19 protein-coding genes are annotated in these 20,274 nt (G+C 37.6%); 4 read left to right on the top strand and 15 right to left on the bottom strand.

What is annotated here, in order from left to right; genetic code table 11:
• The first annotated feature begins 182 nt into the window (after nt 1-182).
• On the top strand, nt 183-1,367 hold the full coding sequence (locus QUF91_RS01340) for a CaiB/BaiF CoA transferase family protein (protein WP_285398157.1): 1,185 nt from the start codon (nt 183-185) through the stop codon (nt 1,365-1,367).
• Nucleotides 1,368-1,464: 97 nt separating this feature from the next.
• Here QUF91_RS01340 and QUF91_RS01335 read toward each other — a convergent pair whose 3' ends face one another.
• From QUF91_RS01335 to QUF91_RS01305, 7 genes are all read right to left on the bottom strand, one after another.
• On the bottom strand, nt 1,465-2,940 hold the full coding sequence (locus QUF91_RS01335) for a hypothetical protein (RefSeq protein WP_289416593.1): 1,476 nt from the start codon (nt 2,938-2,940) through the stop codon (nt 1,465-1,467).
• A 711-nt stretch (nt 2,941-3,651) separates the two neighbouring features.
• Nucleotides 3,652-3,909, bottom strand: a complete 258-nt coding sequence (locus QUF91_RS01330; RefSeq protein ID WP_289416592.1) for a hypothetical protein — start codon at nt 3,907-3,909, stop codon at nt 3,652-3,654.
• 111 nt (nt 3,910-4,020) lie between these two features.
• The gene (locus QUF91_RS01325) at nt 4,021-5,343 is read right to left on the bottom strand and encodes an acetamidase/formamidase family protein (RefSeq protein WP_285398677.1); all 1,323 of its coding nucleotides are present in this window, start codon (nt 5,341-5,343) and stop codon (nt 4,021-4,023) included.
• A 459-nt stretch (nt 5,344-5,802) separates the two neighbouring features.
• Nucleotides 5,803-6,417 (bottom strand): PH domain-containing protein, encoded by a 615-nt coding sequence (locus QUF91_RS01320; protein ID WP_289416588.1) that lies wholly within the window; start codon nt 6,415-6,417, stop codon nt 5,803-5,805.
• Nucleotides 6,418-6,606: 189 nt separating this feature from the next.
• A complete protein-coding gene (locus QUF91_RS01315; protein WP_285398675.1) occupies nt 6,607-6,930 on the bottom strand; it encodes a helix-turn-helix domain-containing protein in 324 nt (107 codons plus the stop codon).
• 574 nt (nt 6,931-7,504) lie between these two features.
• A complete protein-coding gene (locus QUF91_RS01310; RefSeq protein ID WP_289416584.1) occupies nt 7,505-8,539 on the bottom strand; it encodes a DUF4179 domain-containing protein in 1,035 nt (344 codons plus the stop codon).
• Nucleotides 8,536-9,099 carry a sigma-70 family RNA polymerase sigma factor gene (locus tag QUF91_RS01305; protein WP_289416582.1) on the bottom strand — a complete coding sequence of 188 codons (564 nt, stop codon included), beginning with the start codon at nt 9,097-9,099 and terminating at the stop codon, nt 8,536-8,538. Before QUF91_RS01305 ends, QUF91_RS01310 begins: the two co-directional genes overlap by 4 nt.
• A gap of 221 nt (nt 9,100-9,320) precedes the next feature.
• Here QUF91_RS01305 and QUF91_RS01300 point away from each other — a divergent pair, with 221 nt between their 5' ends.
• The gene (locus QUF91_RS01300; RefSeq protein WP_289416580.1) at nt 9,321-10,043 is read left to right on the top strand and encodes a response regulator transcription factor; all 723 of its coding nucleotides are present in this window, start codon (nt 9,321-9,323) and stop codon (nt 10,041-10,043) included.
• The gene (locus QUF91_RS01295) at nt 10,040-11,428 is read left to right on the top strand and encodes a sensor histidine kinase (protein WP_289416579.1); all 1,389 of its coding nucleotides are present in this window, start codon (nt 10,040-10,042) and stop codon (nt 11,426-11,428) included. Before QUF91_RS01300 ends, QUF91_RS01295 begins: the two co-directional genes overlap by 4 nt.
• A gap of 39 nt (nt 11,429-11,467) precedes the next feature.
• Here QUF91_RS01295 and QUF91_RS01290 read toward each other — a convergent pair whose 3' ends face one another.
• From QUF91_RS01290 to QUF91_RS01255, 8 genes are all read right to left on the bottom strand, one after another.
• The gene (locus QUF91_RS01290) at nt 11,468-11,827 is read right to left on the bottom strand and encodes a YxeA family protein (RefSeq protein WP_285398666.1); all 360 of its coding nucleotides are present in this window, start codon (nt 11,825-11,827) and stop codon (nt 11,468-11,470) included.
• Between the two features lies 1 nt (nt 11,828).
• Complete coding sequence (locus QUF91_RS01285) at nt 11,829-13,697, bottom strand: ABC transporter permease (protein WP_289416576.1); 1,869 nt, start codon at nt 13,695-13,697, stop codon at nt 11,829-11,831.
• Nucleotides 13,684-14,451, bottom strand: a complete 768-nt coding sequence (locus QUF91_RS01280) for an ABC transporter ATP-binding protein (RefSeq protein WP_285398663.1) — start codon at nt 14,449-14,451, stop codon at nt 13,684-13,686. The genes QUF91_RS01285 and QUF91_RS01280 overlap by 14 nt, the downstream gene beginning before the upstream one ends.
• A 77-nt stretch (nt 14,452-14,528) precedes the next feature.
• Nucleotides 14,529-14,723: a hypothetical protein gene (locus QUF91_RS01275; protein WP_289416574.1), complete on the bottom strand. Its 195-nt coding sequence runs from the start codon at nt 14,721-14,723 to the stop codon at nt 14,529-14,531.
• A gap of 468 nt (nt 14,724-15,191) precedes the next feature.
• Nucleotides 15,192-15,665, bottom strand: a complete 474-nt coding sequence (locus QUF91_RS01270; RefSeq protein WP_289416572.1) for a glutathione peroxidase — start codon at nt 15,663-15,665, stop codon at nt 15,192-15,194.
• Between the two features lie 18 nt (nt 15,666-15,683).
• Nucleotides 15,684-17,018 (bottom strand): FAD-dependent oxidoreductase, encoded by a 1,335-nt coding sequence (locus tag QUF91_RS01265; RefSeq protein WP_289416570.1) that lies wholly within the window; start codon nt 17,016-17,018, stop codon nt 15,684-15,686.
• Between the two features lie 13 nt (nt 17,019-17,031).
• Nucleotides 17,032-18,177 (bottom strand): VanZ family protein, encoded by a 1,146-nt coding sequence (locus QUF91_RS01260; protein WP_285398657.1) that lies wholly within the window; start codon nt 18,175-18,177, stop codon nt 17,032-17,034.
• A gap of 148 nt (nt 18,178-18,325) precedes the next feature.
• Nucleotides 18,326-18,613, bottom strand: coding sequence for a DUF6509 family protein (locus tag QUF91_RS01255; RefSeq protein WP_289416568.1), 288 nt, complete (start codon nt 18,611-18,613; stop codon nt 18,326-18,328).
• A gap of 156 nt (nt 18,614-18,769) precedes the next feature.
• Here QUF91_RS01255 and QUF91_RS01250 point away from each other — a divergent pair, with 156 nt between their 5' ends.
• Complete coding sequence (locus QUF91_RS01250; RefSeq protein ID WP_285398654.1) at nt 18,770-19,954, top strand: alanyl-tRNA editing protein; 1,185 nt, start codon at nt 18,770-18,772, stop codon at nt 19,952-19,954.
• The last annotated feature ends 320 nt before the right edge of the window (nt 19,955-20,274 follow it).

Here is a 20,274-nt window from a genome sequence, read left to right as displayed (position 1 = left end):
ATAAAACTTAACATGGTCAAGCCATCAATTCTTCTGTTATAATACTGATAAATTAACAAACATTCTGTATTAATACAGAAATGGTGCACGCTTTTCACAAAATGGGGATAATGAGAAAAGCGCTACAATTCCTTCTCAAAAATAGATGGCATTGTAGCCTACACAAAAAGGGGTTGGGAGATTTGGGTATTTTAAAGGGGTTAAAAATTCTCGATTTTTCTGCATTACTACCAGGGCCAATGGCGACAATGATATTTGCTGATTTAGGCGCAGAGGTTATTCACGTTGAATCTTCAAAGCGTGTAGATTTAACGCGCATTATGCCTCCTTACGACGATGATCACGAGTCATATATTCATCAACATTTGAATCGTTCTAAAAAATCATTAACATTAAATTTAAAATCGCCTGAAGCTATAGAAATTGTCAAGTCACTCGTTAAAGAGTACGACGTCATTATCGAAGGATTTCGACCAGGCGTCATGCAACGACTTGGCATTGGCTATGAAGCTCTAAAAGAAGTAAATCCAAAGGTTATTTATTGTTCAATTACAGGCTATGGACAAACTGGACCATATAGCAATCGACCAGGACATGACAATAACTATTTATCATTAGCCGGCTTACTTGATTATTCACGCCATCAAGATAAAAAACCTGTCTCAATGGGTATTCAGCTAGCTGATATTGCCGGGGGTACAATGCACGCGGCAATTGGTATACTCGCAGCTGCTTTACACCGCGAAAAAACAGGTGAAGGACAATATATTGATATAAGTATGACGGATGCGGTATTCTCGCTCAACGCTATGTATGGGTCTGCCTATATTGGCGGTGGTCGTGTTCCTCAGCCCGAACAGGAAATTTTAAATGGCGGCAGCTACTATGACTTTTACAAAACAAAGGATGGCCGATTCTTCTCTGTAGGAAGTCTTGAGCCTCAATTCCGCAAATTGCTCTGTGAAGCGCTTGATATTCCTGAGCTCATTGATAATACTTTTAATGATTCATACTATACACAAATTCGTTTTAAAGAGGCAGTCCATGATGCATTCTTATCGAAGACTTACAAAGAATGGCTTGAAGTATTTAACGAGGATTTCGAGGGATGTGTCGAACCAGTTTTAACTTTTCCGGAAGCATGCGAGCATCCACAGCTCAAGGCTCGTGACATGATTGTAGATATTCCCAAGAGCGATGGTACAATACAAAAGCAAATTGCTTCTGCTTTTAAGTTTGACGGCGCCAAGCCAGAGTACAAGCATGTCGGTGCCAAACTTGGAGAGCATAATGAAGAAGTTTTATCTTCACTTGGCTATAGTGTCGAGCAAATTGCTGACTTACAGGACAAAGGGGTTTTAGAATAGTACCATTACGCAAAATATATGAAATAAAAAGAGTGTCTAATGCTGCATTTAAAACATATTAGACACTTTTTTTGTATTTCTAATCCGTTGAAAGAAGTTAAACATACGCACTTATAAATACTCTTAGCTTTTCGAAATGATCCTCTATGAGCAAATATTTTTTATAGATTTCCATTAATTTTTCAAAAAGCTCGTACTGCTCCGTAACAAATAAAACTTTTAAAATATTTAGCATATGCAAGGATGCGCTCTGTGCTACCAAATAATAAGGCGTATCAGGCTGACGGTAATGTTGGCGCCATTCTTCCACAGACAAACCAATATGCTGTAATGAATTATTAACATGTAGAGCAATATCTTGCTGAACTGATGCTTCAATCGCGATAAATTGCTCATTACTATAGTTTTTCTGCACTAAAGAGGCATGTATTTTTTTATTGGATGCTAGTACATGTTCCTGTAAAAGCAGGAGCCCCTCTTGATAACGCTCCATTCTTACATAATGATCAAGCAATACAGCATACAAATTTTCTAAAAAATTAAGTTCATAATTTTTAATAATGGCAGGAGGTGTTGGCTTACGATTAGGCAATAACTCCTTATACTCCAACAAAACTTCTATCGCGTAATTATTAAGCCGTTCATCTTCTAATAAATACTCACCATATTGAATAACACTTTCATTATTCTTCTCCCGATGCGCTATATGAAACAGAAGATAGGCTATCAGAACTTTTTCTTTCTCCGTTAATGCATACATCGAATAACGCCAATCCGCTTCAAAGGAAGTAATTAAAGTTTTAACACACCGATAATCCCCTTCTGATAAACGATAGTGAGTTACAATCTGGTAAAGATGTAGCTGTTTTTTCGCCAAGCAAGTAGAATTACGGTTATCCACATAAGTTATACACTTATCCAGAGTCTTTTTATAATAATCCACAAAGTTATCCACATGTGCATAAGTTTTTCTTGTAGATTGTTCAATATGACCCATCATTTCATGGATAAATGTGAATTCTTCTAAAGGTTTGTGGATAAACAGTGAATAAACTTTTTTGATGAAAAGCCAATGCCAAAATTGAGTATCTTCTTTATAAATCATATGCACAAAATAAACATTTTCAAATTTATATAAAAATATCTTTTCTAGCTCATTAACCGGCATTGTAATTTGCATTCGCTTCCCAAAAATTAGCCAGATTAATCGCTCTAAGTCCATTGTATGCTGTGCAAAAAGCTGCTCAAAAAAGGTTTCCTTGCCTTTTTGCGTATAAAAAAAATCATTGAGACGTTCATTTACAAATTTAGTATCCAAACCATGCTTGTTAAAAAAAGTTTGCATGTCTGTCGTTACACGACCCCAATATTTTCGTGCAGTTGAAAACGCAATATTCATCGCCGTTTCTTCATTCACTAAAAATAAATTTGGTGAAAGTGCAGTACCTAGTATTTTCGGGTCTACCTGTGAGTCAATCTCTGCCTCAAACCATTTTGAAAGTAACTTTTCAGCACCTTTTTCACCACTATGTTTATATGTCATGAATAACTGCTCATCACAATCCAACAGCATGTAACTGGATCCCCCTATCAAATTCAACCAACAAAGATCTTCCCCTATCATGTAAAATACGTGCCTTTAACACTCTTTCTTCAATATAACAAATCTTATCCAACATATGCTAAAAAAATAGAGATATGTATTAAGAAGTTACAATCAATATAGTTGTGCAAATTGAACAATTTTAGCTAGATCAACATAAAAAAAGCCATCTATAAAAGGTACAAATACCTCCTAGATGGGTTAAAAAATTGAAGCTTGCTGTATATAAAAATATCTGAAAGAAATACGGCAAATGAGCATTGGACAATCACTCATAAGTTGGTAGCCCATTTGTATTGTCACAAATAGCTCATTGCCTACGCTAGTCAAAGCTAGCACCCTAGTACGCACAACTAATAAAAGCTATGCGCCATTCACAAATGTAATCGAGAAAAAAGCATTCTCACAACAGTAGACGGGCGACCAACTAAATAGTTACAAAAAAATACGTCAAAGTTTTTTTTTGACGTATTTTTTCTGCCCCGAAAGCGGAGCGGCAGGGGCAAAAGCTTTTAAATACGTCAAAGTTTTTTTGACGTATTTTTTCTGCATCGAAAGCGCAGCGGCAGATGCAAAAAGGTTTTCACATAAGACAAATTTTATTTGTCTTATGTTTTTCTGCCCCGAAAGCGCAGCGGCAGCAACAGCGAAACGGAGGAAACGGGTAGCCTGAAACGAAAATCACTCTATATAAGGCGACACAACATTCACAAAAATTCCCTTGACCATTTTTCCAACAATATTAAAAAAGTTTTTTCTGCAACCTGGGATAACGGCGCATTCCATACGACGATTTACGAGTACACCGATCCCACCAAGTGACGCCATAAAGCATCGTGTCCCCGTATAGTTCATCAAGCAATGCAATCCATCAATTGCACCTGTTATGGCATCAGCAAATTTGTTCGTGAAGGAGCATGTCCCCCACCCTTTCATCATAGCCTTGCTTTTTAACCCAAGAAGATTCGTTCAATTTTCTCCCTACAACACAAAAAAGCAAACTATAAAATACTTCTAGTTTGCTTTCTTTTCGGGCTTCTCTTTATACTTTTAATCGTATTGTTTTTTTACTGGCTTATAAATTCGTGCTTTTTTCAGTACTGTTTTAGGTACTTGGAAGGTTGCTGTTACGACTCCTGGATGACGACCAATTTCAATCGAGCCTGTAATCGTCGCTCGATTCATAACCTCTGGCTCACTCATCTCAAAGAGCCTTGCAGCACGGCTTATAGCATTAGTTGTTGCTTCATTTAATGACGTTCCAGAGCCAACAACTGATACAGGAAATGCCTCCTCCACATGCTTAACACCGAATTCCTCTGCAAGCTCACGTGCACGACGTTTTTCTTCCTTTGTAAAAGGCTTCGCTGTATATGGTAAATCTTCTGTATTTGGCAATAAAATTGGACCATCCAAGTCTACTTTTTTCAATACACTTACCTGTAGTTGAACAATACCAGCAACATCCGTTGTATGTCCTGCAATTTCGCCGTCCCCTTGCATTGCGTGCATATCACCAATGTACACACCGCCGCCTGGAACCTTTACAGGACAAATAATTGTTGCTCCCTCTCGAACACGGCTTATATCCATATGCCCATCTGTGCGATGTGTATCTAATTCCGTCTGCGTAAATGCATATTCATGTGGTGCTCCGATTAAAAACGCACCAAAATCACCAGCATTATGAGAGTCTGGCATCGCTTTTGAAGGTGTCGTTCCAAGCTGCCCTAAAAACGGACGCATTCTTGCCATAACACCTATCAAATCACTTGGTGCTAACGCTACTACAGGATTTTGCACAGAATTTTCAGGTGTGCGCATATAATTTTTCGCATCAAGAGCAATACGGCGAGCCCCTTCTCGTCCAACAGTCACACCAATATTACCTTTATGATCTAATGCCATTGTATAACCATTTGTCATGTTAAAAGGTGATGTTTCTGTATCACATGTCGAACAGCGAATAGACTGCCGACCTATCCCTTTGACAACTGTACTTGGATGAAGCTTACCACAGCCTGGACATTTTACTGATACGAATGGATCCCCAATAAATCGATCCGAAATTGCCTCATCGTGTCCAGAGGCTGTTGCTAATGATGTCACCTGTATGGATTTAATTTTGATGACAATGGCATCCCCTACCTCTGCCCCTTCTACAAATACAGGCTTTGTCACTTCATGCCCACCACGAATCGTCGGTGTTAGCATTGGGCCCCAGCATCCTGGCGTCGTATTAGCAATAATTGTCCCACCGTCTTTTACAGGTCCAAGCATTTTCTGTTGTGGATCTAAAATTCCATCTATGAATTCATTAACGAATAATGTTTCTGCGGCTTGCGGCGGCTGTACAAGGTCTTCATTTTCCATTTCTTCTTTTTCTAGCACATGCAATTCGTTTATCACTTTTCGTCACGCTCCTAGTTCTGATTTTATGTATATAGATTTTTGTTAAAATCTTAAAATGCCTAAAAAATTCTCCTATATAAAGTTAAATTTCGACATTAAGATTGATATTTCCTGCCATTTCAAGGAAAATATCGCTACACATATACATTGAGAAATCAAAATAGTATAGAAATCACTTCTTATCAGTGTATTTCTATTATTTTAAATGAATAAAAGCTAGTTTAACTTCGTAGATTTTAAAGCCATCTATACATAAAAAAGTGCAGACTCGTACAAATGTATCGTAAAAGTCTGCACTTTATTTTGACATAAACACAATCATCGCTATTTACAGTTGATTGTGTACAGCTCTTTTCATAAATTGTGCATGGAAGAATATCTTCAAGCATACTAGTTTTCTTTTTAGTAGCCTATATTTTCTTAGTTATTAATGTATAAATCAAAAACGTGTGAGAAATCTTCTTTCTTGTATTTGTCCTTATGGTCAATCATCCAATTATTCGCAAACCGTGTAATCTCCTCGAATGATGCAGATGGTATGACATTGTCATTCCCGATACGGCCAATGGAAGAAGAAGCAATCGATAAACTCTTTTCTGCTACCTCTAGCTTGTATGCATTTTGCTTTTGCTCATAGCTAATGGCATGCAACGCTTTATATAAATCTTTAATGTCATTAATAAAACGTTTATGAATGTCAATTGAAAATGGCGTATTGTTGATTGTAAATTTAATTTCGACATCAAGGTCAATAGTTCCTGCTGTTTCAAGGAACACTCCACTAATATTGTGCATTGAGTAGTCATAACGACGCAGTAAACGCTTTTTGCTCATCGCGCTTTCACCGTCTACATGAATAATTGCACGATTTGTAAAACAATACTCATCTGCTTTTGTCTTAATTAAGAAATAAATTTTCTCGTCAATTTCATGCAGTATAAAGTCATCTGCATCCGCCTTATCATAGTCCTCACGAGTTATAACTACTCCAATATCTGAAAGTCCAAGTGCGTCTGCTGCTATTTTTTTAAACATCAATTTTCCCTCCTAGATGGTTTGATACTCTTATTACGCTTTCTACCTGTAAAAAGTTTCAAAAAGTCTTTATGCTAATCAATTTGCCTCGGCATAGTTGCGTCCGGAATCGGAAAGGAGTTAAAAAAGCTCCAGCGATCAGTGAGCGAACGCCGGAGTTAAGTGTACTCTATGTAAAAGCTATATTGTTTAAAAATGATTCAAAATCATCGAAAGCAATCCGTATAGCATACCAATAATCGGTATCAAAACCCACCATCTAGTCGTTTGAAGTTTATTTTCAGTATTTTGGATTACAATTTTTTTTTGAAAATTTTTATCGCCCTTAACCAATTCATCTAGCGAAATATTATATAGCTCACTTAATAAAATAAGATTATCTAAATCCGGATAGCAGTTTCCGTTTTCCCATTTTGAAACAGATTGTCTAGAAACATTTAATTTTTGAGCAATATCTTCTTGTGAAAAATTGTGCTCTTCTCTTTTATTTTTTAAACTCTGAGATAAATTCATAAATCATTCCGCCTATCATTTTTGATACCTTAACTTTACTGAAAACCATAAAATTAATCGAGAACTCATTGGTTACTTTTTCCGCAACCTTAAGTTGCATCGTTGATTTTAAGGCTTTTCAAGACATTTTAATATAAGCCTTCCTTTTTCAAGGGCCCTAGCTAACCCCTAAAAAAATAGTTCCGTGCTTACTATAGACTTTTCAAACGAGTATATAAAGTATTATTTTGGCTCATCACATAACGTGTTGGTGATTTCCGTTTCGATTAATATATAGCGCATATATTTAAAAAACGTCATCCACAACTTTTGGTGAGCCATTATTTTGCCTTTCAAGATAACTGATTGGTGGGCAGATCTCAAGCTAAGAACGCCACTTCTTAAGGTAATTTATCTTGGACACTTCGGTTAGTTAGTTAACTTTTATTTCGAATTAATAAGGAAATAGTTATCGCGCTAATTATGACGATCCACAACAATAAAGGGTTTTTGTACTTTTTGATTGCACAAAAACCCTTTATTTCTGGTTAGTATATTTCAGTCGTGGATATTCACACACTTTCCGCGGGTAAATTTATTTTAATGGAATTGTCACAGAATCCATCTCTTTTATTTCCATACCTTGCCCTGAGCCTAAGGAAAAATAGATATTAGGAACAAATGTAATCGATGTAGCCGCTGGATCAATGGTCTGTACAGTAGCACTCGATTTATAGGAAATGCCACTGTCCTCACTTTTAGCTCCATTTCCGTTTACTACATAGGTATTGCCAAGATTGTCTCGCAATTGATCAAATTGAACTGTTACTTCTGGCCACTTTTTTAGCACCTCTGGGACAACTTCATATTCATAGTGAATAACAGTAGACATATCATTTTTTCCAAGTGCTGTAAATCGGGCTGTGACATCATAGTTTGTAACAGTTTCATTGACTAGCTGTAGCTCACCTGCTAACTTAGAAACCTTAAAATTAAATGCCCAATCCCCTTCCACTTTTGTATCTTTATCCGTGTTGAGAAAAGCTTTTGGTTTCCACGTTATTTCTAATTCATCTGGAGCCTCTTTATCGAAATGAGGTGTTACATTTGCTAATCCGATATATTTATTATCACCTATCTTTTCCAGTCGGCTACTTCCTCCACCACCAACAGCTCCTTTGAAATCCATGAAGTCTCCTTCTATAAACGGAGAATCTCCTAAATCTGTATCTGTTTCAAGTGCAAAAGAAATTGTCAGTGAGGTACCGTCATACACAGCATTCTCTATCATCATAGATAAGCCATTACTAGAATGAACCTGTCCAATTTCCGTTGCATAACTATCAAAATTCTCAAACATTGTGCTTTTATTATCAAAATAGCTAGCAATATTTTTCATAAACGGAATTTGTGAAGCAAGTGTTGGAAAAGCAATATTTACGGTCGTTATCATACTAATGCCAATTATTGCTGCTACTGCTATATGACGCACCCATTTTGGCATACGCTTCCTTGTTGTTTGCTTTTTTAAAATCGTTTGTTTAAGCTTCATTTTTTGCTGTGCAGATAATTCGATTGGTTCAATTTGATCCACATCCAGATCCAGCCACTCTTTATAACTTTTTGTCATATGAATGCCTCCTTCAACTGTATTGTTGATGCTAGTTTCTTCTTCCCTCGATAAAGCCGGTTTTCTACGGCGGCTTTTGATAAATGCAGTGCTTCTGCTATCTCTGTATTTGTTAATTGCAAATAATACTTCATCATGAAAATATCTCGATCAATATTTTCTAAGTGACTAATTGCTAATAGTAAATCGTTTCTTTGCTCCTTTTTCAAAAGCTCCTGCTGTGTATCTTTTATATCGGGCTTTTGCAAGAGCCCCTCGTCCCCCTTCTCTCGTGCCTGTTGTTTTTCAAGCTTACGGAATAAATCTATGGCTTTATATTTTGTCAGCATCCCTATCCATTTTTTGAAATCCTCTGGTTCGCCTTTAAATTGTTTTGCATTTTGCCAAATGGCTAGGAATACATCATTAACACAGTCATCAATAGAGTCCTTATTGATGCCGGAAAGGATTTTATAAGCGATTGCATGGACGAAGCCTGAATAATGGTCAATTACATATTCAAGCGCATCTTCTTTTTGATTTTGTAAACGGCTAATGAAATTTTCAGCTGAACATCTCATCATTTCGCCTCCTTTATGTTGATTGAAAAAGCTTCTTCACTAACTATATCGAAGCCCACTCACTAAAACTCTCAACTTTTTTTAACGTAGCAAGCAATGACATCTTTTCGTCTTTCCAGTGTGTTTCATTTATAATAAGAAAAAAGTCTTTCAATACACTTCTAATTATCGCTAAGAGTTATTAGTGATTTCATAAAAAAACGGAAAGGACGTGTTTAACCATGCAAGAACCAACTATTTTAGTGGTGGATGATGAGGCTGATTTAGCAAATCTGCTAAAAGTCAGTCTACAAAAAGAGGGCTATAAACAAATTCATACGGCGGGCTCCATTCAAGAAGCATGGACGAGCTTTCAACAGTCACAACCCGATATTGTACTTCTTGATGTGATGCTTCCTGATGGTGAAGGTTACGATTTATGTCGACGTATTCGAGACGTGTCGCATGTACCAGTGCTTTTCATGTCAGCGAAAAATGAGGAAATTGATAAAATTTTAGGGCTCGCTATTGGTGGAGACGATTATATTACAAAACCCTTTAGTCCTAAAAAGGTTGCCTATCGTGTGAAGGCACAGCTGCGTAGAGCTGGCTATCAAACACAGGAGGTAGCACCAATGACTTCCGCGAAGGCCATACAAGTTGGTCCATTTCTGCTAAATGGGGATGAAACGGAGGTACATAAAGAGGACGTTTTATTGGAGCTAACGGCGAAGGAGATTGGCTTGATGGCTTGCTTTATGCACAATCCTAATCGTATTTTAAGTAAAGAGACACTGTTCGAGAGTGTTTGGGGAGAGGATTTTTTCGGCTCAGACAATACGGTTATGGTGCATATTCGACGTCTGCGCGAAAAGATTGAAAAAGATGCCTCAAAACCTGTGTATATTACAACCGTAAAAGGACTAGGCTATAAATTTGTCATTCCAAAAGGGACACAAGGATGAGATGGAAACTAACTTCCCGCTTTCTACTTTCTGTGATTTCCATTGTCATCATTGTTATTTTTGTGAATACAGCCATTTTAATTGGTTTTTTAATTTTCCAGCAGGTCAATAATTATAATGCCTCTGCTTATTCAGAGGAAAGATTCGTTCGTGAATTTCAGCAATATATCGATATAAGTAACGGAACACCTTCTATAAGTAAGGCGGGACTTCAACAATTGCATCAGCAAGATGCTTGGATTCAATTGCTTGATGCTAATGGACAAGTCATTGATGCCCATTTTACTCCAGAAAAAGCTCCTTCACACTATGCACCAATTGACTTAATTCAAGTTTATAAATATAAAGAATTCGATCGTGATACAACCGTTTATATGGGAAGTAAAGAAAGTATTAGTTATCTAATCGGCATCAAGGGAAGTGGTGTTTCGAGATATGTATTTCATATTTCTGGCTCATCGGCATTACAATTTATCGGCAAGTTTGGGCTTCTCATTGTCATTGCTGATTTATTAGTAGCTGCACTCGTTGGCTGGCTTTTCGGCCGAACGTTAACCAAGCCTCTATATGCCATGATTGAACGTATTCGTCATTTAAAGAATCGTGAGCATATGCCTAGTAAAATGCCAGGTGGCGTGTACAAACCAGTTTTTGAGAATTTAAATGAGGTATCAAGAGATTTAGCTGCACATGAGCAGGAGCGTAAACGTTTAGAGATGATGCGCGAGGAATGGATCAGTAATGTCTCACATGATATGAAAACGCCTCTTGCCTCGATTCGTGGTTATGCGGAGCTACTGAATGACGGGACATTAACGCCTCATGAACAAACGGAATACGCTCAAATTATCGAAAAGCAATCATTGCATATGCAAGATTTGCTGGATGATTTAAACCTAACTATGCGATTAAGACATCAGCAGCTTCCACTCAGCTTAACCGAGGTAAATATGGTGCAATTTATCCGCGAAATCGTTATTGATACACTAAATACGCCACAATATGAGCAGGCCAATATTGAATTTAATGCGGCTAAAGATGTTATAAAGCATCACATTGACGAGCACTTTATGCGCCGAGCAGTGATGAATTTTTTACACAATGCCTTGCTTCATAATCCTTCTGATGTTTCAGTCAACGTTCATGTTGATGATCATTCTATTACGATTTCTGATAATGGCAGTGGCATTGCTGCAGAAGACCTTGAACATATTTTTGAGCGCTATTACCGAGGTACAAATACTGAACAAACACATGGTACCGGGTTAGGTACTGCTATTGCTAGAGATATTATTGAAGCGCACGGAGGAACTGTAACGATTACCTCAGAAGGACAACAAGGTACAACTGTCAGCATTCAATTTCAAGTAGAAAAAAAGGAGTAGCCCTGTTTCGTTAGGGACTACTCCTACTCCTTCTTCTTATTATTTCATTTGCTCTTGTATTTTTGTAGGTAGCTCATGGAATTTTACTTCATCATATGATGTAACTTCCGTTTCTTTTTTTACATAAAGCTTCAAATACGAATCGTGACGTAAATTTTTATGAGCTGAAAACTTCAATGTTTTTTCCTTCCCATTTTTGTCATAGGCAGGTAGCTCGTACCAATAAGATTTCCATATCTCTCCGTTACTAGATTTATTTTCTTCCAATTTACCATCAGCAGTGATATGAACATAGTATGCTTCTTTATTTAAACGGTTAAAATCAACGGTCATCAGAACAACAAGGCCTGCTACGAACAACAAGAACAATGCGCCTATACCTAAGAAAACCTTTTTCATATTATTTCCCCTGTCTCACAATTTTATAGAATGAACGAACTGTAAAGATATAATATATGCCGTAAATTGCTGAATAAGCAATCATCCACAGTATTACTGGTTTTGTTATATCCATATTAAATAGCTGCGAAAAGGCTAGTAGCGCAAATGCACTATGCACGATGCCAACAATGAGTGGTGCACTAAAGATGACAGCAACCTGCCCTGCAACTGTTTTTAATATTTGCTTACTGTTAACACCGATTTTATTTAAAATTGCATATTTCGCCTGATCTTCCTCAGCCTCTGTTAAAATTTTGAAATAAATAATACTTCCTGTCGCTGCTAAAAAGACTAGTCCTAAAAAGCTTCCTACAAACAATAGTGATCCAACGGTTGCTAAACTATCCTCATAACTTTGCGGAACACTTGAAAAACCTTCTTGCTGTTCAGTAGATAGCTGATTGTAAATTTCCTTTGAAACGGCTTTTTTCTTCAAGTCATTATCCATACCAACAACTTGCATCTTAACATTCTCTGCGTTTATGGCAGCAAACACTTCATCATTAACAACGAGTACTGTACCAGCTGCAATATAATTTAATACACTCTCTGTATACATTTTTTCAACCTGAAATGATTCCCCGTTCTCCAATTTAAACCCTTCACCCGTGAAATCATGTGAAAAACGTTCATCAAAAGTGGCATCAAGTAACACTGTTGAACCATCTGCAATGTGCAACTCTTCTTCTTTCCCCTGCAATTTTGCTAAACGATTATAGTCGGATTCCTTTAATAATGTATATTCAAAAAACGAATTTTCATTATCGACACGTAAATTTTTCACAGAAAGCGATTCATTGTATAAAACGTCTTCTTGCGAAAATTTCACCGTATCGCCCTTCCACATAAATGTGTTAGGTAGCATTTGACGTACCGTTGCTTCCGCATTGTAGTACATTCCGAAAACGCCGCCACCTGCTGTGATCGTTGTCGCACTTAAAATAGCGATGATTGAAAGAGATTTAGCATTTGCTCGAATACGGTACAATAATTGTGATACACCGATTAAATTCAAGCATTTCCATGACCAAGTTGTTGCTTTTTTCAACGTCGTTAATACAAATACGCTAACACTATGGAATAATAGATATGTCCCTGCAATTGTCACACCTATCACCAGCAGCGGAGTACCTAATACTGTGAAGAATCTCCAAATCTCACTCGTGAATATATCTTCAGATGCTGTGTAATAACCAAATGCAATTAGCAACGTCCCAAGAATAGCTGCTACTAATGATGCACGCGGAATTCTTTCTCCTTGCTTCTCAGCATGAAACAGGTCAATCAGTTTAAATTGATAAATGACACGATAGCCCTGTAAAGATGTGAATAAAAATAATAACGTAAAAATCCCCGTAGTATTTAATAGTGCTTCAGTTGAAAATGTTAAACTTCCTACAACCTCATAGCCCATAAGACGTACTAAAATCATTAATAACCCTTGTGACATAAAGAATCCAAGAACAATTCCAAGCACTAGAGAGACAAGCCCAATCACTAAATTCTCAAAAAAGAGCATTAAGCCAATTTTCTGCTTACGCACACCTAATAAAGAGTAAAGTGCTACTTCCTTTTTTCGTCTCTTCATAAAGAACGAATTGGAATACGCCATAAAGATGATGATAAAGAATAATAGCACAACGGATGATGCACTCATCAATCCTTTAATTTGCTGCGATGATTGTTTTAATGCTGAAAGATCATCATTATATTTCAATGTCACAAACGTAAAGTAGATAACGATACTAAATACCATCGAGGCGATATATAAAAAGTAATTCGACAAATTGCGCTGAATATTTTTACGCGCTAAACTAAATAACGTCATTTACTCCACCTCCGATGCCAGCAAGCACCTGTAAAATCTCTTGGAAAAACTGCTTTCTTGTTTGAATACCACGATGAATTTCCTTAGAAAGCTGTCCGTCCTGAATGAATAGTATGCGCTGGCAAAAGCTTGCTGCAAATGCATCATGTGTAACCATCATAATTGTCGCAGCTTGAGAATTATTCAAATCACTTAAACTTTCAAGCAAGTCTGTTGCTGATTTTGAATCAAGAGCACCAGTCGGTTCATCCGCAAAGATTAACTTCGGCTCTGTTACTAACGCACGTGATGAAGCTGTACGTTGCTTTTGTCCACCTGAAATTTGATATGGATATTTATCGAGTAACTCTTTTATACCAAACAGTGTGGCTATACGTTCTACCCTTGCGTTAATTGCCTTTGTTGGCACTTTTGCAATCGCGAGCGGCAATACGATATTTTCACGAACTGTTAACGAATCAAGCAAGTTATAGTCTTGGAAGATAAACCCTAAATTGTCACGACGAAAATCTGCTAACTCTGCATCCTTCATGCGCGCTAAGTTTGTATCACCAATAACAATTTCACCAGTCGTTGGCGTATCAATCGTTGCTAACACATTTAGTAGCGTTGATTTCCCAGCCCCTGAAGGCCCCATTACACCAACAAACTCTCCCTTTTCTACTTCAAATGATATATCCGATAGCGCTGTAAATATATTCGCGCCTTTGCCGTAAGTTTTTTCTACATTTTGTACCTTTAATAATGGCGTCATAAACGCTCACCTCTTCTTTCTGACTTCAGTATACGACCCCAAACTTACAGCAAATTTGACGCAAGCTTACAACAACCTTAAATCGACACCTTAATGAGAGGTTGATTTTCGTTCCGACTGGGCGCTTTGCCGCTGACGCTTCGCTTTCGCGCAGATAAAACATTTGCCGCTGACGCTTCGCTTTCGCGCAGAGCAGAGCTTCCTGGGGGCGTCCGATGAGCCGCTTTTGGTGCTGCCGCTACGCTAGCACTACGCTTTCGCACAGAAAACATTCGCTACGCTGCAGGGTCTCATCTGCGACGCTGATCCCCAAGGAGTCGCCCAGTCTCCAATCCTATCAACTTATCCACATGACATACGTTTTAACAAAATGTCATCCAACTTTTTAGTTTTATCGATTTCATGTTTTATCACCGAACTTTTACGTTTTATCCACTAACTTTTAAGTTTTATCGACATCCACCCTCAAAAGAGCATAAAAAATGATTCACACTCATACTTTGTGCGAATCATTTTACTTTATTATGTCGTCCAGCCTCCAATCCTATCAACCTATCCACATGACATTCGTTTTAACAAAATGTCACCTAACTTTTTCGTTTTATCGATAAACTTTCATGTTTTATCCACCAACTTTTACTTTTTATCACCTAACTTTTAAGTTTTATCGACATCCACCTTCCAAAGCACACAAAAAAAAGGATTCACACACAAAACTGTGCATGAATCCTTCAACTTTATTATGTTAATACTTTTTTAATATCGCCCTCAAAGCTACTCGGTTTATCAGCTGATCCATAGCGTCCAACAACCTCGCCGTTGCGATTCACAAGGAATTTTGTGAAATTCCACTTTACACTTTTACCGAGAAAGCCTTTTGAATGAGACGTTAGATAATCAAAAATAGGATGTGCATCTTTGCCATTGACCTTCACAATTTCATGCATAGGGAACGTCACCCCATATGTTAAACGACATTGTGACGCCGCTTCCTCAGCAGTTGCTACCTCTTGTTTAAACTGATTTGATGGGAAGCCAAGTATAACAAGGCCCTCATCCTGATAGTTTTTATATAGACCTTCTAATTCTTCAAACTGCGGTGTAAAACCACATTTTGAAGCGGTATTAACAATTAACATTGCCTTCCCCTTATAACGATCTAAGCTGTACTGAGTACCGTCTTCTAAAGCGACTTGAATGTCGTAAATGCTCATGTCTAATTACCCCCTACGTTATAAACGCGCATTTATTCTAGCAATCTGTTGTAAAGGATCCCAAACACCATTGAAAGGAGGCGCGTAAGATAAATCTAAATCTAGTAAATCTGGTAACGTCATTTTATTGTATAAGGCTGTCGCAAAAACATCGATACGTTTATCAACACCTGCTGGGCCAACAATTTGTGCGCCTAAAAGCTGTTGATCTCGCTTACGAACAACAATTTTAATAAATATCCGTTGGGCACCTGGATAATAACCAGCAATATGGCGCGCAGACAATTTAAATGCCTCATATTCAAAACCTAGCTCTTTAGCATTGCGCTCATTAATACCCGTCGTGGCAATCGTTAAATTGAAAAACTTTAAGATCGACGTACCTACAATCCCACGAAACGGCGCAAACTTACCCGACATATTGAGTCCCGCTAAACGACCTTGCTTATTAGCTGTCGTTCCAAGAGGTACATAATCTAAGCGTTCTTTCACTATATTAAAATGCGTTGCACAATCTCCTGCAGCATAAATATTTTCAACAGATGTCTCTAAATGTCGATTGACGATCACCGCACCATTTTTCTCTAGTGCTATACCTGTACCTTCTAAAAATTGAGTATTTGGTTTAATCCCCGCAGCCATAATGACTAAATCTGTTTCAAATGCGCCATTGTCCGTCATAACACGCTCAACACGGTGATTCCCCTCAAATGCCTCTACTTTTGTATTTAGCACAAGCTCGATGTCGTTCTTTTTTGCTTCCGCATGGACATGTTGCGCCAGCTCTTCATCTAAAATTCTCGCAACAGAGCTACCTCGTTGAATTAATCTTACTTTTTTACCGCAAGCATGTATCGTCTCAGCCATCTCTAGCCCAATATAACCTGCCCCTATAATTGTTACTTGTTCTATATCTGGCGTCAAATCGGCTAGTAAATCATCTAACTGAGGTATTGTTTTTACTGTGTGTATACCTGTTAAATCTGAACCCTTTTTTACTGGCATAATAGGATCTGCCCCTGTTGCAATAAGTAACTTATCATAGGGAATTTCAAATGATTCCCCAGATGCCTGCGTTCCAAACACAAGCTGCTGATCCACATCAATTCCGTTAACCTCATGCCCAACACGTGCATCAATGCCGTACTTATCACGAAATGTTTCAACATCTCTTGCTATTAAACGCTTTGTCGATGAAATACGTCCATCTACAACATAGGGCAACCCACACTGCCCATATGAATAAATAAATCCACGTTCTAAAGAAGTAATCTCTGCTCCTGGTACATTTCGATATATTTCCATTGCTGCTGACATTCCGGCAGCATCTCCCCCGATGATTACGTATTTCATCCAACAATCCCCCTTATTTTCTTCTCGTTGCTAGTAGGCCTGCATAATAGTCCATATAAAAGCGGCGTCTACCTCCACTTACAATGACACGAATTACATGAATAGCAATAACCATCATTAGAACAAAGTTCGCTATAAAGGCTAACATGGTAATGACAATTTGTAGTACATAAAATGGTGAATCCATATCTAATTTTATGTTCCCTATAATTGTTATAATCTCCGAAATGCAGACTATCACGAGAATAGCAACGCAACGACGCAACGATTGACTGACAATACTTTTGCCATTTTCACTGACCATTGTAAATCGCATAAACTTCATCCCTAATGTTGCACCTTTTGTAAAGCTTGGAACAACACCAAAGAGCAACATATACAAAGCAATTTTTATTAAAAACTCAAACATGCCACTATAGCCTGTTACGACACTAACGAAGAACAATATGACTTGCGCTATAAATAAATCTATTGCTAGTGCCAACAAAATCGATAACGGTTTGACAATATCTTTCTCGACCATTTCTGCTGCTTTAGCCGTCACCTTTTCATGAGAAGGAAACAGCGCCCACACAACAGGGGCTAAGAAGAACCCTATTAGTGCACCAACACTGTTAAGCATTAAATCATCCACATCAAAAATTCGATACGCACAATTAAAGATGCCATAAATCCCTGTAAATTGGGTTACCTCATAAAACAATGTTAGCAAAAAGCTAAATAGAAATGCACGTTTCCAGTACTTTCTTTTTTTAAGGAAATAACGCAAGTACACGCCAAAAGGCATGAGCAGTAAGAAATTAAAAAGTGCCTGAAAAAAAGCAGGCTGCTTCGGTATATAAATCCATGTTGATGGATTCGTCAAAACAATCCCACTATCCTTTAAAATATCCGTGACAAATTGAAAAGGATGTAAATTATAATGGACAGTATCTGGGGCTTGCAAAGAGCAAGTATCACGCGTTTCTGGGAAAGGCAATAAAACTAAGCATAATGCCGATAAAAAGTAAAAAATAAATGAGAACGTAATAATAGTTTTGGATACAGATAAGTAGCCATATTTCCGATACGTATAAATAAGCCAAGGCACAAATAGCATAAAGGATGAGAAAATTGTTATTAATAAAGCTACCATTATTGAATGTGTATAAACTGACATAAAGCACCTCTTCGTTTTAAAACCTCTTTTTTAATTCTAAAACTCAGTTTAGCCCTTGAACACAACACTAATATTTCACCAAGCTTAAATAATTCTTAAAAAAACAGGTAAAGAAATTTTCTTTACCTGTACAATCCACACTTGCCTATTATGCTTTTGCCATTTCCTCTTTGCAGAATGCTAAAATCTCTTCTAGCTCATCATCCTCTAATGCAAAATCTAAATACTCGCTCTCTGCTTTTTCCATGATGAAGTAATTTAAAATAAATGGTGCTTCATCTTTTTCAGCAATTAATACACGAATCTCAATACCTGCTTCGTGGTAAAGCTCATCTTCTTCATCAATATCTACATCTAAAATAAATTCATAGCGCTTACCTTCAATAATATTTGTTGGATCTAAAATTTCTTCCATTGAGAATTGTGTAATTTCCATTGTATGATCTCCTTTAAGTTAACCTGTTCCTTTATATATTAAATCAAATTCAGCATGGGTCAAATAGAAAACTCGTATACACTTGAAAGTAATTATGCCACAATGAAAATAAATTAATCGAGAGACGTGATTCTCTTACATAAAGGAGGCTTTTTCTTGAAAGAGCTACTATATTATCAAAATGTTATGTTACGTGAATTTAATGCAACAATTGTCAATAAAGGAACCGATGCAGATGGTCGTAACTACGTGGTGCTATCAAATACTGCATTTTATCCAACAGGAGGCGGACAACCTCATGACACTGGTACTTTAAATGATATCAAGGTTATTGATGTCGAGAAAATTAATGATGAAATTCGTCATTATATTCAAGATGATTCTTCGACTTTGATGGGAGAAGTGCATGGACAATTGAATTGGCAACGACGATTTGATCATATGCAGCAGCATGCTGGTCAACATATTTTAACAGCTGCGTTTGTGGAGCTTTTTGATGCACAAACTGTTAGCTTTCACTTAGGTAGTGAGCAGGTCACAATTGATATTGCCGTGGACACCCTTACAGAGGAACAGGTTGTAGCAGCGGAAACTCGTGCCAATGAAATTATTTTGGAAAATCGTCCAATTGAAACGACATGGATTACAGAAAAAGAATTAGAGAACTACAGCCTACGTAAAGATGTAGCCGTTACAGGAGATATTCGACTTGTTATTATTCCTGATTTTGATTACAACGGTTGTGGCGGTACCCACCCAACATCAACTGGACAAGTCAGCGCGATAAAAATTCTTGGAACGGAAAAAATGAAAGGCAATATTCGTGTCTCTTTTGTCTGTGGCCATCGAGTTTTAGCGGAGCTTGCCATGCGTAAGAAAGTACTAGCTGATGTTGCAAGACAATTGAGTGTACCTGAAGTTGAAGCAGCTACAGCACTTACAAAAATCTTAACAACACAGAAAAATACGGAAAAAGCACTTTTGGCGGCAAAAGAGGAGCTGCTAAATTATGAAGCAAAAGCGCTAGTTTCAAGTAACAAGCGCATTATTACTGCCGCCTTTAATCAGCGCACTATGCAAGAGCTTCAAAAATTAGCTAGAACGATTGTCGCTGAGCAGACAGAAGCTATCGTATTACTTGTTTCAGAAAACGAAGACAAGCTTCAGTTTGTCGCAGCACGTGGCGCAAAAGTTGAAAAAAGCATGAAAGACATTGCTACAAAGGCACTGCCACTCATTAATGGAAAAGGTGGCGGAAGTGATCAAATGGTACAAGGCGGTGGCGAGTGTATGATCTCTACCGAGCAACTATTTGAAGCTATGCAAGAAGTACTTAACTAGCCTTTCCGATGATGAATTACAAACTAGAGGCTGGGACATAACTGGCCAAAACCTAAAAAGCGCGAGAAATCAATTTAGAAACGTTGATTTCTCGCGCTTTTTTGATGTTAAATTTAGTGTTGCATGAAGATAAATGTCGATATTTTTCAAAAGTTGGTTGATAAACTAAAAAAGTTGGTTGATAAATCGATAAAGTTGGTCGATAAACAATCAAAAGTTCTCGACAAATCTCAAAACTGCAGCTCATTAAAGATTTCTGTTGCTGCCGTTGCGCTCCGCTCCAATTTCGCTGCAGAAAAATGAGGTTTTGTCCCAGCCTC

This window comes from Lysinibacillus sp. G4S2 (assembly GCF_030348505.1).
Lineage (GTDB): Bacteria > Bacillota > Bacilli > Bacillales_A > Planococcaceae > Lysinibacillus.
This window is presented reverse-complemented; position numbering and strand designations above follow the sequence as displayed.

Bases quoted from the DNA above. Each gene is read 5' to 3' on its own strand.
- QUF91_RS01335 (WP_289416593.1), bottom strand. From the start codon at position 2,940: ATGCTGTTGGATTGTGATGAGCAGTTATTCATGACATATAAACATAGT.
- QUF91_RS01330 (WP_289416592.1), bottom strand. From the start codon at position 3,909: ATGATGAAAGGGTGGGGGACATGCTCCTTCACGAACAAATTTGCTGAT.
- QUF91_RS01325 (WP_285398677.1), bottom strand. From the start codon at position 5,343: ATGGAAAATGAAGACCTTGTACAGCCGCCGCAAGCCGCAGAAACATTA.
- QUF91_RS01320 (WP_289416588.1), bottom strand. From the start codon at position 6,417: ATGTTTAAAAAAATAGCAGCAGACGCACTTGGACTTTCAGATATTGGA.
- QUF91_RS01315 (WP_285398675.1), bottom strand. From the start codon at position 6,930: ATGAATTTATCTCAGAGTTTAAAAAATAAAAGAGAAGAGCACAATTTT.
- QUF91_RS01310 (WP_289416584.1), bottom strand. From the start codon at position 8,539: ATGACAAAAAGTTATAAAGAGTGGCTGGATCTGGATGTGGATCAAATT.
- QUF91_RS01305 (WP_289416582.1), bottom strand. From the start codon at position 9,099: ATGAGATGTTCAGCTGAAAATTTCATTAGCCGTTTACAAAATCAAAAA.
- QUF91_RS01300 (WP_289416580.1), top strand. From the start codon at position 9,321: ATGCAAGAACCAACTATTTTAGTGGTGGATGATGAGGCTGATTTAGCA.
- QUF91_RS01295 (WP_289416579.1), top strand. From the start codon at position 10,040: ATGAGATGGAAACTAACTTCCCGCTTTCTACTTTCTGTGATTTCCATT.
- QUF91_RS01290 (WP_285398666.1), bottom strand. From the start codon at position 11,827: ATGAAAAAGGTTTTCTTAGGTATAGGCGCATTGTTCTTGTTGTTCGTA.
- QUF91_RS01285 (WP_289416576.1), bottom strand. From the start codon at position 13,697: ATGACGTTATTTAGTTTAGCGCGTAAAAATATTCAGCGCAATTTGTCG.
- QUF91_RS01280 (WP_285398663.1), bottom strand. From the start codon at position 14,451: ATGACGCCATTATTAAAGGTACAAAATGTAGAAAAAACTTACGGCAAA.
- QUF91_RS01275 (WP_289416574.1), bottom strand. From the start codon at position 14,723: ATGTTTTCTGTGCGAAAGCGTAGTGCTAGCGTAGCGGCAGCACCAAAA.
- QUF91_RS01270 (WP_289416572.1), bottom strand. From the start codon at position 15,665: ATGAGCATTTACGACATTCAAGTCGCTTTAGAAGACGGTACTCAGTAC.
- QUF91_RS01265 (WP_289416570.1), bottom strand. From the start codon at position 17,018: ATGAAATACGTAATCATCGGGGGAGATGCTGCCGGAATGTCAGCAGCA.
- QUF91_RS01260 (WP_285398657.1), bottom strand. From the start codon at position 18,177: ATGTCAGTTTATACACATTCAATAATGGTAGCTTTATTAATAACAATT.
- QUF91_RS01255 (WP_289416568.1), bottom strand. From the start codon at position 18,613: ATGGAAATTACACAATTCTCAATGGAAGAAATTTTAGATCCAACAAAT.